The sequence below is a fragment of the Poseidonibacter ostreae genome (assembly GCF_009208075.1).
Classification (GTDB): Bacteria; Campylobacterota; Campylobacteria; order Campylobacterales; family Arcobacteraceae; genus Poseidonibacter; species Poseidonibacter ostreae.
In genome coordinates this window covers 1-16,195 of sequence record NZ_WFKJ01000056.1, presented here as the reverse complement: position 1 = coordinate 16,195, position 16,195 = coordinate 1, and the positions used below count along the sequence as shown (strand labels likewise).

Below are 16,195 nucleotides of genomic sequence, written 5' to 3'. Positions count from 1 at the left end.
AGATATATGTGAATCAAAAAATAGATGTTGGACTATTAATTACAAGACTAAATTCCATTTAGATATTACTCCAGCAATTAGTAATCCTTTTGTAGAAGCAGAAGAATCTCATTATACAGATACTGCGGAATTAGTTCCAGATAAAAAGTTAAAGGACTGGAAAGACAGTAATCCAAAGGGATTTGCTACGTGGTTTGCTAATATTGCAAAATTAATGCCTATCTTTGTTTTAAAAAGGTTTAATTCTTTTGATTCAAATCTTTCAGTTCAAGCAATAAATGAGAGCTATACAATTGAAGATATTCCTGATAATAATGAATATAAAGGATTATTAAGAAGTACCGTACAACTTCTTAAAAAGCATAGAGATCATTATTTTATGGAAAGAGGGAAAGGCTCTGTAGAATGTAAGCCTATCTCTATATTAATTACAACTTTAGCTACAAAATCTTATGAAAAGATTATTCTTGAGAGAATTGAATATACTTGTCCTTTTGAAATGATGAAAGATGTTGTAGGACAAATGCATCTTTTTATAAAAAAAGATAATGGGTTTAAAGTTTCTAATCCAACAAATGAAAATGAGAATTTTGCAGAAAAATGGAATACTAATGTTGAGTATGCAAAGAGCTTTGCTCAATGGCAAAAAGCAGCTTATGATGAACTTCATGAATTACAAAAACAAAATGGTATGGATAAAATAGGAAAAGTTCTTGAGAAATCTTATGGAAAAAAATCTTCTATTGATGTGTTAGCTTCATTAAATAATGAAGTTAATCATGGTAGGGATATAGGAATGACAGCAATTAGTATACTTTCTACTACCGAAGCTACTGCTAATATCAAAGAAAATAAGTTCTTTGGAGTACATCTATGAATTTAAATAGATTTGGACATAAAGGGACTCTTTTAGCAAGGAAAAGATTTACTTTTCTTTTAAATTACTTGATTAGAGCAGGGATAAAAGACGATATAAAAGGCACTCTACAAAAGAAAGTTGGGTACAGTAAAAAGCTATCTCTTATTAATTGGGTAGAGTTCAATTTACAACCTACTTCTTTAAGCAGAATTTATAAAATTCTACTTGTTTATATAGAAGGTTACCCTCCTTATGTATATGTATTAACACCTTCTTTAGAGGAGCTAAAAAATGAGGATTGTATTATTCCTCATTTATATGACCATAAGAGGTATCGATTGTGTTTATATTATCCTCATTCAAATGATTATAGTTCAGATGAAGAAATTGGACAACAATATATACCTTGGATTACTCATTGGTTATATTACTTTGAAGAATGGCTTTATTCTGGGGAATGGAAAGGTGGAGGTGTTGAACCTGGAGATATAGTTGATAGAGAACTAAATCCTAAATATAAAAAAAAAGAAGATACTCTCTCTTTAAAAGATAAAGAAACAGATGTTATTGTAACAGCTGCAGATGAAGCAAATAAAATATATGATAGACGGTTAATGCAACTGTTAAAGGAGCTAAAAAATGAAGCTGCTTAATAAAATTGTAGACTATATATTTCAATATTTGATATCACGAAAATTGAGTATGTATAAAGTTGGGTTGACTCTAGTTTTCTTTGGGACATTGTTTTTTGCTACTGGTGCATATGACTTTACGTCTGAAAATTTTTCCTTTAAATGGGATAATACTAGTTCTGGCATTGAATATATAGTGGGAAGTATTTTAATACTTGCTGGTATAGGATTAATATATAAAAAAAATATAGATGATTATAGAATAGCATCTAAGAAAGAGAATTATTTATATTATATAAGTGATTCAAAACTTGATTCAGCAGATAGCTTTGATAAAAGCTTTCTCCCTGAAGAAGGAAGAACAAATCTATCCAGAACTGAAAGAAAAATAAATACATATAAAAAAGATGAAGTTATTGATAGTTATATGAATGATATGAAGTTTGAAATTAAGCCCCGAGCAAAAAATAAGAATGTAGAAAATACATATCTAGCAAGTCTTGGTGGTTTTCCTCATTTATATCTAATGGGTAGTAATTTTGGTAGTGCTTATACTTCAAATATTTCAATTTTTGATTTTGATAGAGACCAGTTTATTTGGTATATTCCAAATAAAGGTGGTTCTAAAATAAAGTATAAAGTAAACTTTGAAGAGGTAGATATTGATAAGAAAGTTAGTAAATTAAAATATAATGGGAATAGTGAAGTAGGAATCGCTATTTCTAACTCTTTTTCAATTGAAAAAGCTAGTATTCCTCAAGAACTAGTAGATAATACTTTGTTTTTAGTATTAGAAGATTCCTTAGGAATAAATAATGTTGAAGGACAAATTAGTCAGAAATCTTTACTTGAACAATTGAATAATATAATTGGAGAATTAAGTAATACAAAATCAAAAATCCATTTATTTGTATCTGCAAGGGCATCATTTTGTATTAATTTAGGTACTCGTTACATGCCAAAGACATATCCTTCAATTGTATTGCATAACTATAATAAAGATACAAAAGATAGAGATTGGTGTATTGAATTATTGAATGGGAAAATACTTTAATTCTATACTGAAGTAAAAGCTAAACGGTAAATTAACTCAAAGTGGAGTGGATAACCTAAGTTTGTACTCGGAATTTATTAATTCTTAGATTAAATAAATTAACAAAGGTTAGACATAAAATATAGTAAAGAGTTAAGAAATTCCACAGTACAATATTAAAATATTATTAACAAATAGCCTTCCTGTAGTTGTTTTTTATAGTTTCTTCACTTTCTTTTGCATAAATATTTGTAGTTTGTGTAGAGCTATGATGAAGTACCTCTTTAACAGTTACAATATCTTTTGTTTTTCTATATAAATCTAATGCAAATGTATGTCTTAATGAATGAATTCCATAAGGTTCTACTGAAGAATCACTATAGATTTTACGTAAAACTTTCCAAATTTCAGACCTATTAATTGATCTATTTTTATTCTTAGTACTCATTGCAATAAGGTCATAACCATGCTCTTTATAAAAGTTAAATTCTTTTTCAATTCTAGCAGCTGATACAATAGCTTTAACCTGTTTATTTCCTTTTTTTATGATAGAAAACTCATATAAATCATCATCTAATCTAAATTCAGACACTCTTTTCTCTATTAATGCTGATGCTCTAATTCCAGAAAAAACATATATTTTAAACATCAAAGAATTTCGATAAGCAAGGAATAATTTGTTCTTTTTTTCTAGTAATTTATCCTTTGCTCTACTCTTTGAAATATCGTATTCATAGGCTATTTTAATATTTAATTCTAAGGTTTGCAATACTTTTTTTACTTCACTTTCATCCAAACCTTTTGGTTCTCTTTCTGGTAATGAAATCTTTAATTCACTCAAAGTATTCTTGTAATCAAAACTTTTCATATCTTTGTAGTTAGTACTTACAAATTTAAAAAAACGTGTTAAATGATTTATATATAAATTTTGAGAACTAGCAGCAGCTTCAACAAATTTTCCATTCTTATCTACTTGAACTAAAAGTGTTTCAGTTTTGTAATTTAAGAATTCTGAAAAGAAAATCATATTCAAATCTTTTATATCAACCTCATCATCATATTGTTCAACATAGTCAATAAATGAAACAAGAGTAGTTTTATAAGATGAAATTGTATTTTCTGCTTTTCTTATTGATTTTAGAAATTTTAAAAACTGTTCTTTAAATTTTGTTAATTTTTCACAAACTTTAGAATTCATATAGAAACCTTCATTAAATTAGAATAGCCATGAAATGGGAGTTTCTAATTTATTTTTTATCAATTATATCATAAAAATGTAACTTATGAAACATTATAATAATAATGTATCATTAATGTGAACTGTTTTAATTAGAAAGTTTATATAGTTATGCATAGAAAGTGTTTCTAAGGGTTTTGTAATATAAATTATATGTCTTTATTTAAATGAGTGATTTTCTTCTTGTATATAAATATTTTTTTTAACAAATTTTTTTAAGATATAATTATATAATTAAAAGGATTATAAATGTTTAACATTCAATTACTAAAAATTATAAAGAAAAAGTTCTTTAAAGAATGGACTTTATTAGAAGAAAAAGAAGAATTAATAAAACGATTTGAGAAAATAGAATTCCAAAATATAGACTTACACAATGAAATGAATTGTTTTAATAGTAATAATATATGGAGTATTTATGAATACAATAGTGGAAATGATGAAGTATTTAGAGAGTTATTAAATTTAAAATCTGAAAAAGAATATGAAAAAGAAATAAGTTTAAAAAATATTGATTCTATACTGGCTTCAAAATCTAATTCTATAAATTATAAATCTATATTTGAATTTGGATTTGCCAATAATATTAGTTATGAAGATGCATATGATGGTCTTAAAATGAAGCTGAAAAAAGGGGATTTCGATTTTATAAGTATGAATGGAATGGTAGGTTTGATCTGGATAAACTAAATAGGACATAGAATAAAAAAGTCTATGATAAAATAAAACCTATTAAGGAAGAGAGATGGCACAGAAAAAATATACCCAAGAGTTTAAAGATTCAACAATTCAGTTGGCTTTAAATAGTGGAGAGAAGATACCAAAGATAGCACAAGATTTAGATTTGCATGTTAAGACCTTATATGCATGGATAAATGCATATAAAAGATCTAATAATATACCAACAAGAGCTAAAAAACAATTTCAAGAACCAAATAAAAAAGAGTGTTTGGAAGAGGAACTAAAAAGAGTAAAAAAAGAGCTTGCAATAGCAAAGCAAGAAAGGGATATTCTAAAAAAGGCAACAGCGTACTTTGCAAAAGAAACTATATAAGATACGCTTGGATAAAAAAGAATTTAAATAGTTTCCCAATAAATTTGATGTGTAAAGTATTAAAAGTAAGTCGAAGTTGTTATTATAATTGGATTTTAAGAGGTTGTAAAACAATCAAAGTGGATGAAAAGTTAAATACTTTAGTAAAAGAAATATTTATTCAGTCAAGACAAACATATGGAACAAGAAGATTGAAAGTTACACTAGCACAAAAGTATGGACTTATAGTATCAAGAGTTAAGCTTTCAAATATTATGAAGTTTTTGAATTTAAGAACAAAAATGAAACGAAGATTTAAAGTTACAACAACTAATTCAAATCACAACTTTACTATTGCACCAAATAGAATAAATAGAGATTTTTATAGTTCAAATCCAAATAATAAATATGTTGGAGATATAACGTATATTAAAACACAACAAGGGACTTTATATTTAGCTATAGTAATTGATTTATATTCAAGAAAAGTAGTAGGTTGGAGTATAGATGAAAATATGAAAACATCACTTGTAAATGACGCTTTAATGATGGCAATAAAAAGAAGAAATCCATCTAAAGGGCTAATTTGGCATACAGATAGGGGAAGCCAGTATGCATCTGATTCTCATAAAAATTTATTAAAAAAATATGGAATTATTCAAAGTATGAGTCGAAAAGGTGATTGCTGGGATAATGCAGTTTCTGAAAGTTTTTTTCATAGTTTAAAAACAGAATTAGTTTATCATCAATCTTTCAAAAGCAAAGCACAAGCCAATGAAATGATATTTGAATATATAGAGATTTTTTATAATAGGCAAAGATTACATTCTTATAATAATTACATGTCACCAGTTGAATTTGAAGAAAAAATGTTACGTTTAGAAATGGCTGCGTAGATTATTATTTTTGTGTCCCATTTGGGGTTGACAGATCAGTTATCTTGGAATAATGATGGTACATCTCACAGAGTTTCTTCCTTCATATGTTATCTTTATAGTAAAAATGAAGACTATAAGGTAAATGGAACTATAATAGAAGTATATTTTGAAAAAGAAAAACTAGATGTATTTTTCAATAAATATGAGTTATTTCTAATAAATGATAATTCTGTTCCAGAGGTATTCAGTTTATTAAAAGCAAGTTCTAATAATCAAATGAAAATAAAAATTGCTAATACAAAAATTGATGAATTGAAAATATTAATTATTATGAAAGATGCTGGAATGAATGATAATATAATAATCAATGAACTAAAAAAAGCTAAAGATTCAAAAGTTTTAAACATAGAAGAATTTCTTTACTTTAGAGTAAAAAAGGATTAAATTTTTAACTACCCAACTGATAGGGTAATTAAATTAGTTAGAGCAAAAGATCTAGAACAGAGATTATAAATATTCAAAACAGATTAAATAATAGACCGAGGAAAGTTCTTGAGTATAAAACGCCAAATGAGATATTTTTTAAGATTTTACAAAGGAAATTATCAGCATAATTTTAGGATTGGTGTTGCACTTCTAAGTTGAATGGGCGTAACATAATATTACTCCGTGAGATAAGTTCCTCCACCCCACACACTAATAAAAGCCAATCATTAAAAAAGCCGAAACAAGTTAATGTCTCGGCTTTTTTTATCTCTTGAAGTTACTATCAGTTGGTAGCTAATAGTATTCATATACGTCCTATCGTATTTGAACAAGTTTCGTTCATAATATTATTATAGCATATTATGAATAAATTTACTATATAAAAAAATTTATATTAATTTGACTTTATAGGCATATTCTTAAATATTAAAGAGAAAAGAAAAGTTTCTATAAATATGGTAATAACATCTAAATTAAAATGATTTATAACATTACTAAATCAAAAAAACATGGAATATCAAAACTACATATATAAAAGACACTATAAACTTTTTAATAAATCATCAATTGATTTAATCACTTTTTCTCTATCTTCAGGAGTTGTTTTATTCAATTTTCTATTTAATTTTTTAATTGTTTTATTGAATTTAATCTCAACTTCATCTTTTGGAGTATTGTTTTTAATAATACCAGAGATATATTTTTCAGCTTCAGTAACACTATATTCACTAGATATTACAAAGTCAATTTCTCTCTGAACTTCATCTTCATTATTGTTATAAATCACTTTTAAAGGCTCTATAGACTTATTTAATAGATATGCTAACTTATAACTAATCTTACTTTCTTTCATAGCATCAAGAATGAATTCATCAAAATTTAATACTTGTAGATTATTCATTAAGGATGAAACACTCTTATAAGACCCTAATTTAACTAGAAACTTTTCAAGGTCAATAACTTTTTGTCTATTCTCATCTGAAACAGTTGCTTTAGGTTTTTTGAAAAAATGACAATTATTAATTAATTTTATGGCTTCAGCATCATTAAGTAATTCAAATTTTCTACATATAAATCTTAGATGGAATCTAATTTTATCATATAAGTTTAAATCTTCTCTTTGGTTATTTTCATCCCAAATTATAAAGTCTTCCTCTTCATCAGTCAATCCTAAAGGTAATATTTTTGCAAGGATCTTCTCGTTACCATTATGTTTTGTAGCTAAAATTCTTCTTCTACCTACCTTCTTTTCATAAGTACCATCTCCTAAATCTTTAAGAACAGGATGCTGTATTAGTCCATTATTCTTAATTGATTCTGCTAGACTTATAATTCTAGCTTTATCAATACCTGATCGATCATCATATTTAGGCATTACAATATCTTTGATATTTATATATTGTAATTTTAAATCATTTTGCATTGAATCATTAGTAAAAGTATCAGTAATTATGACTTTATTGTTTTTTTTAGTTATCTCTTGCAATAATTTTTTCAATCTAGCTTTTTCTTGATTATTCTTTTTCTCTTTTTTTTCTAAAGATTCCTTCTCTTCAAGTAACTCATTTATATTCATTTTATTAGTAGGTTTCATATTAATTACTCTCTTTATCTTTTATAATTCTTATTGCATAATCTAAGAAATGCTCATTTACCAAAATAGCTTGGTTTATTGTTGAAACATAATTAACAGTATCATTTTTAGGGTTATAGTTTTCTTTTTGAAAAAAACCAATTAATGGAGCAGCTTCATATTGTGATTCTGGAATGATTAAGGAGTATGGTATTGTAAAAATTTTATCCTTGTCAAAACCTTTTTCATCTAACATTTCCATAATATCATTTTTGATCGTTGAATGTATTTTAGCATTCTTATTAAATTTTGATATAAAGCATGAATCAATAATAAGATCTTTTTGTACACTTTCATTAAAAGCTTTTATTCCTTCTAAAGTCACTTCGATACCTTCTTTAGAAAACTCGTCACAATCAGTAGCTAATATTACTTTGTCAGATGCAAATAAAGCTTGTTCTATTGACATTCCAGAGGAAGGTGGTAAATCAAGTAATATTACATCATAAGAGTCTTTGATTTTATCAATTATTTTTTTTAATATTGTATGTGGCATTGAAACAGTTCTACACATTTCAAAAATTTTTGCTAATCTTAGTTCACTGGGTAGGACATCAATAGTTTTATCATTTACAACCTCATGCTTAACAATAAATTGTTCAATAAATTCCTTAGTAACCTTACCATTTTGTATTATTTCATTTAATACATTTACTAAACTTTTTCCTATATATTGTTCTTTATTTAGATATCTAGTAGATTGAGACTGTGAATCTAAATCTATTAATAATACCCTTTGACCTAGAAAAGCTAGATTTGAAGCAATATTTACTGAAACAGTAGTTTTAGCAACACCACCTTTTTGATTAGTAACAGAATAAGTAACACATTTTGAATCATTATTTTCGTACATATTTGTATCTAAATCATCATATAGAAATAAATCTCTATAATTTTCAGCCGTTGTTTTTTTATATTGAGATACTTTATATGCTGCAAAATCAATTAAAGTATCCGTAGTATAAAAAAACTTCCTATTTGTAGATTCATTGACAACAGCAGGAATTGCACCAGAAAGCATTAATTCTTTAACTTTATGTTTATTCACTTGTGCAAATGCTGCAATCTCATCAATTTTAGAAATTAATCTCATTTTTTAACCTCTTAAAGTAAATTACTCTATTTAAGTAATTTTATTATTTAGAGTATCTTACCATAATAGAGTAATAAGTCAAGATAAAAGTGTAATTATAAATATAAGTTTTAATATTATGTTACTATATTAATTACTTTGACATAGATAATATAATCACTCTTCTATAAAATACTATTTTCTATTAATGTTATTTCATAGTAAAATTATACGAGGATTATATATGAAAGCTATATTAAAAACTTGGTTGTCAAAAAAAACACCTACGTTCACGTAAGATTTTTACTTAAGTGAACATATAATTACTTCTCTAATTTATTCATTTCACTTAAAATCTTATCTCTCCTTTCATCACTTATATTTAGCTCCGCACAGTAATCTACAAATCTCTTTGAAAATGTTTTTACCATTACATCAATTATCATATCAATTACTTCTTCTTTATAACCAAATAGTTCACACACTTTTAATATATCAGCTCTATTAATATTTTTTCTTTTACCATTTAGTGATAATTGATGAGAACTAGTATATCCCGAACCATTACTATAAGTTAAATCATAAACTGGAGAATTTACCCAATTGCCATGCTCATCCATTAAGAAACTAAAATTCTTTGCATGATCATCTTGGTTTCTACTTATTATATTAAATATCATATGCATTATTGCTAATTGTATTTGCTCATCACTATTAGTAATTGCTTGCACTGTTCTTAGATAATCTTCATATGAGAATATACCTGGTTTATTAAAATCAATATGTGTTATTCCACATAATGAGTGCATATGAACTTTCTTCTCGCCTATTCTATCAAACCTTTTTACTGCTAGATGGTTATATTCTCTCTCTTTAAATAGTTCAACTTCTGATACATTCAGTCCACAAGTTTTTGCAATCTTCATATAAATATATTCTATTCTTGTATACTCTTCTGCTTTTCGATTATCATTAGTACCATCAAATTTAAAAATATAATGTTCAAAATCTTTTTTTACAATTTCTCGTCCGGACCTAATCTCTCCAGTTTTCTTATTCCATGCAATAATAGCTTTAGCTCTTGCACCACCTGCAGAAGCTCCTGATTCCATTAGTTCTGGGATTACATGTTTTGCAGTTCCATTAATTACATCTCTTGCAGCATCAACAAGTTCTCTAATTTCAAGTGCTACTTTGACTTCTTCTGTTTTTTCACTTGGTATATATTCTAATGCTCCCATTGAATTAACACCTACATAAGCTAACTTTTGAAGTAATGATAATTCATTTCTTTCAATACCTTTATCTGCAAAGTATTGTTCAATAATTGCATTACCAAACTTATCAGGTAAAGAGTCATGAAATACTCCTGCTAATCCACCAAAATAAGTATCATCACTATTATGATAAATGCCTGTAGTTGATTTCTTTAGTTTTATTGGAGATATTTCTAAATCGTTTTTTAAAAAATCATCTTCATATTCAAAGCTAATATTATTGTTCTTATCTTCTGCAAGATATCCTACTATCTCACCATATATTTTTACTTTTAATTCCACTCCTTACTCCTTCTTTGCTTTTGCTATAATTGCTTGAAATGGACTCATACCTGCAAATGTATTATTTTTATTACTACCTACAACATCTTGTTCTGAACTAGCTCTAACTCTTGCTTTTTTATACAGTTTATTATTAGATTTGATTTGTGCTTTTGGAGAGAACACTGGCTCTTTTAGAAAATTATCTATTTCTGTTATCTTTCCTAATCCCATTAATATTTTTATGAAATTATCAAAAGTACCCTTCCCTTTATGCTCAAATTTTTTATATGTTGTAAGCGCCATTCCAGTTTTTTTTGCCATTGAAGATTGAGTAATATTTTGTCTAAGTCTTTCGCTTTTAATTCTTTTTGCTATAATATCTTCAATTTCTCTTGATGTTTTAAATTCCAACATATCTATTCCTTAATAGTTATATAAACGACTATAAAATATATTTAATTAACCTTATAGTCGTATTTACAACTTTTATATATTAATTATACCATTTGAAACTTAATAGTTATATTAGCGACTATTATAATATTTAATCAAAGTCAATAGTTATGTATACGACTATTAGATTATGATTGTATGTTTTACAATAATATTTATATTTTTAGCTTTAAAATATAAATATCTACTTAGATACGTTATATCACTTTTAAGTAATCTATCATTTAACAAATATATAAGATGCTTTAATTTCTCTTATTCTTCAAAACATTTTTGCAAATCAAAATACGTTCCTTTTTTTCTTTTTTCCCCTTTTCATCCTTTTATTTCCACTCATACAAAAAATTGTTTTTCAATTGATTTTGAACAAAAGGAGAACAAAGAACACTATAGAATAAAGCTTATGTCAGATTTGCAAAGAAGAAGATTTTAGGATATAATATTTATATTAGTGATAGATTACTTAAAAGATATATGACAGGTGTTAAAAAATGAGTACATTAAAAATATTTATAAATGAAGAGATATTAGGTCAAGTTAATTATCTAACAATTACAGGGAAGCTTGAGGTTGCAATGTCAAAGCAAAACAATTACTTTGTAAGTGAATTAATATTTTTAAGCCTTACAGAACAATTTAATACTTCAAATACAATTACTATGCAAATGAAAGTATTTGATATTTACAATATAATTTATGCTCTAGATGAAGTATATAGGAATGGTACATCTAATTATAAAAAATTTACGGACTCTTCAAAGTCAAAGAACTCTAATAATTCTAATATAAAATATCTATCTATCAAAAAAGACAACAATAAAATATATTTAAATATTAATATCAAAGAATCAGATAATGAGAAAAGTTTAATGAGTGTTCATTTTGAAGAATATGAAATTAGAAGCATTATTAAAACTTTAGATATATTCACAAAAAGTATAAAAGATGCTTTATATAAAACACAAAGATCCTATCAAAAAATAAATCAAAAAAATTCTAAGGAACAGTGATGTCGTTAAAAAATGATATTTTATTTTTTAAGTCTGAAGTACTTTCAATACTAAATACTAATGAAAAAATGGAATATGAAGGTTCTTCATTATACTTTTTAAATCAAGAAAAATTTCTTGAAATTTATAAATTATATGAAGCTGCTACAAAAACTTTTAATGAAAGTAAGTTGAGTAGAAAAGCAAAAGATCCTTTTTTTCAAATAGCAAAACTTTTTGGAGACAAAGAAAACCAAATTATTGCATATAAACTTTATATTAAACATAAATATAAAAATATAACTGATAAGGAAAAAGTTAAACACAAAATAGATGCCATCCATTCAATTGAAATAAATAAAATCAATAATAATTTAGCAGAATTAATTAAAAATACTAATGACAATTACCAGGTAACTAAACTAAAAAAAGAAGCAGATAAAAAAATTAAATCTGTGATAGAAAAAAAAGAATTTTTACTTAAAGATTTTGAAAATTTAGATATTGTTATTTCAACTTTTAAAAAAAAAGATACTTATCCAACTATAAAAGTTATAAATACTAAACAAGAAGCAAAAATTGAACATTTAAGGCTTGAAGTGCCTAATATTATTAATACTCACAATAATATGTTTGTTCTAGATGAGGATAACTTAAGAAAAAATGCAAAGCATATAAAATTCTTACTTGAAGCAGAACATGCCTTTGCAGATATTTTCTTTAAAAAGAAGTAGTTATAACTAAATTACTTATTTTATGATGATATTTCTTGCATCAACAATTTAAATCTCTCATCAATTTCTTTGAAAGAACCTCTTTCAACATTTAATAAAAAGTTTTCTTTCTTATTTACTTCATCTTCAGCAAATCTAAAAAATGAACCTTTCTTTTTATAGATAGCACTTCTTATTGGGTCTTTATATTGTTGATAATCTTCTAATGTATTAATACTTTTCCAGCCACCTTCCATAGAAGCAAATTGAAATGGTATAAAATCAAAAATATAATAATTACTATCTTCTTTACCTTTTACTAACAATTCATTTAAATATCTTAAAGAGGTAATTGGATCTTGAATTCTATACATATTAGTTGTTATATATGAATTTTTCTTCTGTTTCTTTTTTAATTGATTATTTTCTTCTAATATTTCTTCTTCTTTAAAATTCCGTTTTAAAAGGCACAAAAGTCTTTCATCATAAAATATATTATTATCATCTAAAATATCTTGATTTTGAGATATAAATTCTAAAAGTTCTTTTTCTACTTCATAAACTTTTTTAGTATATGTTTTCCATTCAAGTAAAGTTTTACCCCAAACGATATCTTCATCATTAAAACTGTATATTGCACTTTGTACATGTGGAATAAAATGTTCTAATGATTCATCTAAACTGTTAGCTTGAAAAAACTTATGTTGTACAGCTATAAAATATGCAAGATAATCAAAGCCTCTTTTTTCAGCTTCAAATCCCAAACTAGTTGTTTTCCATGAAGGTATTAATTTTATATGAGTCCAATTCTTTTGAGATGGCAATAATATATATTCACACTTTACTTCTGTGTAAAGTTCTTGTTCTTTAAGAACAGGTAACAAAACACTTTTCTTAAATGATTCCCATTTATTATATGAGCTAGCTCCCAGAATATCTTTTAATTGATCAAAAGTAAATTCTGTTAATGTTGTATTGTGAGGAATATTAATTATACTTCTAACTAATAAATCAAAATTAAATGTTGCACTCTTTTTATATAAATTTCTATTTCTTCTTTCACTTCTTGCATAACCTTTACCAAACAATGAACCAAAAAGTCCAACACCAATTATTTCAACTACTGTTTCAGGATCTGTTTCCATTATAATTTCATCTATATAACTAGACTTATTCGGAACATCTAACTCAATAAAACTTTCAATAGTCATAGCTCTTATTTCATCTTCTGATAAATGTTTCTTTATCTTATCATTAAATCTTAATTTGAATTTTGGGATTATAGAACCTTGTGTCAAATCATTTTTAATTTCAGCTATTTTTTTTCCATTCTTTTCCTTGAACTCAACTGTTTGACTCATCCAAGAATGACTTAGTTTTGTAGAGGATTCAGATATTACTTTTAATGCTTCATTAAATCTTCCTTGAATTCTAGTAATACCTGTTCTTTTTATAAACTCTTTAATAGGAAACTTAATAGTTTTTGGAATACTTTCCGCAACAGAATTTTTTATATAATTGTCAACTGCTATTTTTCTTGTATTTAATATTAATTTATTTTTAGCTTTAGTGAACTCATCTGAAGTTATTAATCCATATTCGCCAAACTTATCAGATAACACATTTAATGCTTCATCTTGTAATTCATTATAATTAATTCTTTTTCTAATTTCTTTAGTTTGAAATATCTCAATACATGTATCTTCAATTTTTTTATCATTAGGAGTTGCTTCACTAATCATAACTTCAATTCCACCACGTATTATTTTCTTTTTCTTAACTGTACTACCACCACGTATAAGATTAGTACTTACTTGAATAAAGCCTGCGGCAGGATTTCCATGTAATTCATCTTCTGTAAAAAGGGTATTTTCTTTCTCAATCATATAGTATTCCTTAGTGGAGTATTTAAATCCATAATATATAGAAAGTAGAATATCTAAATCCATCTTAAAATTAAAAGGGGTATTACTTATCCATAGTAAAAAAAACTGCAATTATTCATTTTTTTGTAAATTTATTTATAATTACTAAATGAAATATTTATTAATTGTAAATTTATTATTAACATTATTTACATATTATTTATTTTTTGTTAAGGGGGTATTGCTTCTCCAGTATACTTTAAAATGGGAGTATCATGATCCAGTTAGTTGTTATCAATATCCATTATGTTGTAAAATATCTATTTTCTTCAGAAAAAAATAAGTTTCAATAAGAGAATTATGTCAAAAGACTTCTGTTTTAGTAGTTAAACCGAACTTTTATATAAATATGTTGTTTTTTTTTGTCAGAAGTATTCTAATTTAATTATTTAGCTGTCAAAAGTATTCTGGAATGAGTCAATTAATGTCGAAAGTATTCTACTTTAAAACAATATCTGTCAAAAGACTTCTAGAATAGATAATCAAGGTGTTTATCCGCTCTCATTTGTCAAATGTATTCTCTTTTATGTCAAAATAAGTCATATCATTAGTAAATACTATGTCAAAACTATTCTGGTTTAATATTTATCAGTCAAAACTGTTCTAGTATCAATAAAATTTATGTCAATGTACAACTCCTATTATAAAAAAAATAAGATTAAATGGTTTTTGTCAAACCTTATCTAGTTTAATGTCAAAATAAATACAAAAATATGTCAATCATATACTATTATAAATACATTAGCAGATATAATCGTGTCAAATGACATCTGCCAAGAGTCTTAATAAAGCCTATAAATTCATGTATACAGTATCCTTCTATAAGAGTATAAGAGTATAAGATTAGAAGATAAATAAGATTTAATATATAAACACTTTTAAACAAAAAATTTAATTTTCTTTATATTGCTCTTAAGATATTAAATAATAGTAAAATGTAACTTTGTTCATATCTTTATAATAAAATTAAAACTAAAAGAATTTGTCATTATATTTGCATATAAAATCTTTCTATCTGTAAATAACAGAAAAATCTTATCAATTGTTTACAATGTCAAAAGTATTCTAAATTTAGTAAAATTCATGTCAAAGTATTACTACTATTAGAAAGATCGTTCAATTTAATATCATTTGTCAGAACATTTCTAGTTTAATGTCATCTTTATTACCAAAATATGTTAAAACAACTCTACTTTAAATGTCATTTAATAAAAAATCTTGTCAAAAGTATTCTTGCATGTTTACAGATAAAGTCGATGGGATAATCAATACAGGACCCTTCTATAGGATTAGAAGATTAGAAGACAATAAGATAAACAATATAAAGACTAATTCTATTTCAATCTTTAAGTAAAAAAAGTAAAAATATAAAATGATGAATGATTCTTCCCAAACCTAACAGAAATATTTATAAAGTTTAAAAGTTATGTTTATAAAAATTTTATATATCTTCACCTTTTAAAACTAATCTAATGTCACAAAAATTTTATATGCGAGAATTAGAATAAAGCAAAAATGAGATATACTTTCATTTCATTTAATGAAAATATATAGGAGGGGATAACGTAAATGAAACTTTTTTATAAAAGAATAGATCTTACAGAATTTGAATATGATAATTTAATAAAATGTATTGATTTTGATAAATTAAAAGAAATTGAAAAAGAGTATGAGGATTTTAATGCATTTAAAGGATTTAATATAATAGATA

At 25.3% G+C, this 16,195-nt stretch carries 15 protein-coding genes; 9 read left to right on the top strand and 6 right to left on the bottom strand.

From position 1 onward, the window contains the following. The 3 genes from GBG18_RS15385 to GBG18_RS13615 form a co-directional block, all read left to right on the top strand. Positions 1-877: nucleotidyltransferase family protein (locus GBG18_RS15385; protein ID WP_226898710.1), on the top strand; the 877-nt coding region annotated here is incomplete at its 5' end. Then, the gene (locus GBG18_RS13620; protein ID WP_152191920.1) at positions 874-1,512 is read left to right on the top strand and encodes a type II CBASS E2 protein; all 639 of its coding nucleotides are present in this window, start codon (positions 874-876) and stop codon (positions 1,510-1,512) included. The genes GBG18_RS15385 and GBG18_RS13620, both read left to right, overlap by 4 nt. Then, positions 1,499-2,545 carry an SAVED domain-containing protein gene (locus tag GBG18_RS13615; RefSeq protein ID WP_152191918.1) on the top strand — a complete coding sequence of 349 codons (1,047 nt, stop codon included), beginning with the start codon at positions 1,499-1,501 and terminating at the stop codon, positions 2,543-2,545. The genes GBG18_RS13620 and GBG18_RS13615 overlap by 14 nt, the downstream gene beginning before the upstream one ends. Positions 2,546-2,711: 166 nt before the next feature. Here the strand turns inward: GBG18_RS13615 and GBG18_RS13610 are convergent, their stop codons facing one another. Then, the gene (locus GBG18_RS13610; protein WP_152191916.1) at positions 2,712-3,722 is read right to left on the bottom strand and encodes a tyrosine-type recombinase/integrase; all 1,011 of its coding nucleotides are present in this window, start codon (positions 3,720-3,722) and stop codon (positions 2,712-2,714) included. Between the two features lie 288 nt (positions 3,723-4,010). Here GBG18_RS13610 and GBG18_RS13605 point away from each other — a divergent pair, with 288 nt between their 5' ends. From GBG18_RS13605 to GBG18_RS13590, 4 genes are read left to right on the top strand one after another with little or no spacing between them, the layout of a single operon-like run. Beyond that, positions 4,011-4,451 carry a hypothetical protein gene (locus GBG18_RS13605; RefSeq protein ID WP_152191914.1) on the top strand — a complete coding sequence of 147 codons (441 nt, stop codon included), beginning with the start codon at positions 4,011-4,013 and terminating at the stop codon, positions 4,449-4,451. Positions 4,452-4,506: 55 nt separating this feature from the next. Next, the gene (locus GBG18_RS13600) at positions 4,507-4,815 is read left to right on the top strand and encodes a transposase (RefSeq protein WP_152191912.1); all 309 of its coding nucleotides are present in this window, start codon (positions 4,507-4,509) and stop codon (positions 4,813-4,815) included. After that, the gene (locus GBG18_RS13595; protein WP_152191911.1) at positions 4,707-5,690 is read left to right on the top strand and encodes an IS3 family transposase; all 984 of its coding nucleotides are present in this window, start codon (positions 4,707-4,709) and stop codon (positions 5,688-5,690) included. Before GBG18_RS13600 ends, GBG18_RS13595 begins: the two co-directional genes overlap by 109 nt. Before the next feature lie 27 nt (positions 5,691-5,717). Continuing rightward, complete coding sequence (locus GBG18_RS13590; protein ID WP_152191909.1) at positions 5,718-6,116, top strand: hypothetical protein; 399 nt, start codon at positions 5,718-5,720, stop codon at positions 6,114-6,116. A gap of 583 nt (positions 6,117-6,699) precedes the next feature. On the opposite strand, the gene GBG18_RS13585 is transcribed toward GBG18_RS13590, so the two are convergent. The 4 genes from GBG18_RS13585 to GBG18_RS13570 form a co-directional block, all read right to left on the bottom strand. Continuing rightward, positions 6,700-7,752: a ParB/RepB/Spo0J family partition protein gene (locus GBG18_RS13585; protein ID WP_152191907.1), complete on the bottom strand. Its 1,053-nt coding sequence runs from the start codon at positions 7,750-7,752 to the stop codon at positions 6,700-6,702. Position 7,753: 1 nt separating this feature from the next. Continuing rightward, positions 7,754-8,884 carry an AAA family ATPase gene (locus GBG18_RS13580; RefSeq protein ID WP_152191905.1) on the bottom strand — a complete coding sequence of 377 codons (1,131 nt, stop codon included), beginning with the start codon at positions 8,882-8,884 and terminating at the stop codon, positions 7,754-7,756. Between the two features lie 302 nt (positions 8,885-9,186). Further along, the gene (locus GBG18_RS13575) at positions 9,187-10,422 is read right to left on the bottom strand and encodes a type II toxin-antitoxin system HipA family toxin (protein WP_152191903.1); all 1,236 of its coding nucleotides are present in this window, start codon (positions 10,420-10,422) and stop codon (positions 9,187-9,189) included. A 3-nt stretch (positions 10,423-10,425) separates the two neighbouring features. Further along, a complete protein-coding gene (locus tag GBG18_RS13570) occupies positions 10,426-10,818 on the bottom strand; it encodes a helix-turn-helix domain-containing protein (protein ID WP_152191902.1) in 393 nt (130 codons plus the stop codon). A gap of 530 nt (positions 10,819-11,348) precedes the next feature. Between GBG18_RS13570 and GBG18_RS13565 the strand changes: the two genes are divergently transcribed. Continuing rightward, complete coding sequence (locus GBG18_RS13565; protein ID WP_152191900.1) at positions 11,349-11,867, top strand: hypothetical protein; 519 nt, start codon at positions 11,349-11,351, stop codon at positions 11,865-11,867. Continuing rightward, entirely contained in the window at positions 11,867-12,580 is a 714-nt protein-coding gene (locus GBG18_RS13560) for a hypothetical protein (protein ID WP_152191898.1), read from the top strand. The genes GBG18_RS13565 and GBG18_RS13560 overlap by 1 nt, the downstream gene beginning before the upstream one ends. Positions 12,581-12,600: 20 nt before the next feature. Here the strand turns inward: GBG18_RS13560 and GBG18_RS13555 are convergent, their stop codons facing one another. Next, entirely contained in the window at positions 12,601-14,445 is a 1,845-nt protein-coding gene (locus GBG18_RS13555; protein ID WP_152191896.1) for a hypothetical protein, read from the bottom strand. Between the last annotated feature and the right edge of the window lie 1,750 nt (positions 14,446-16,195).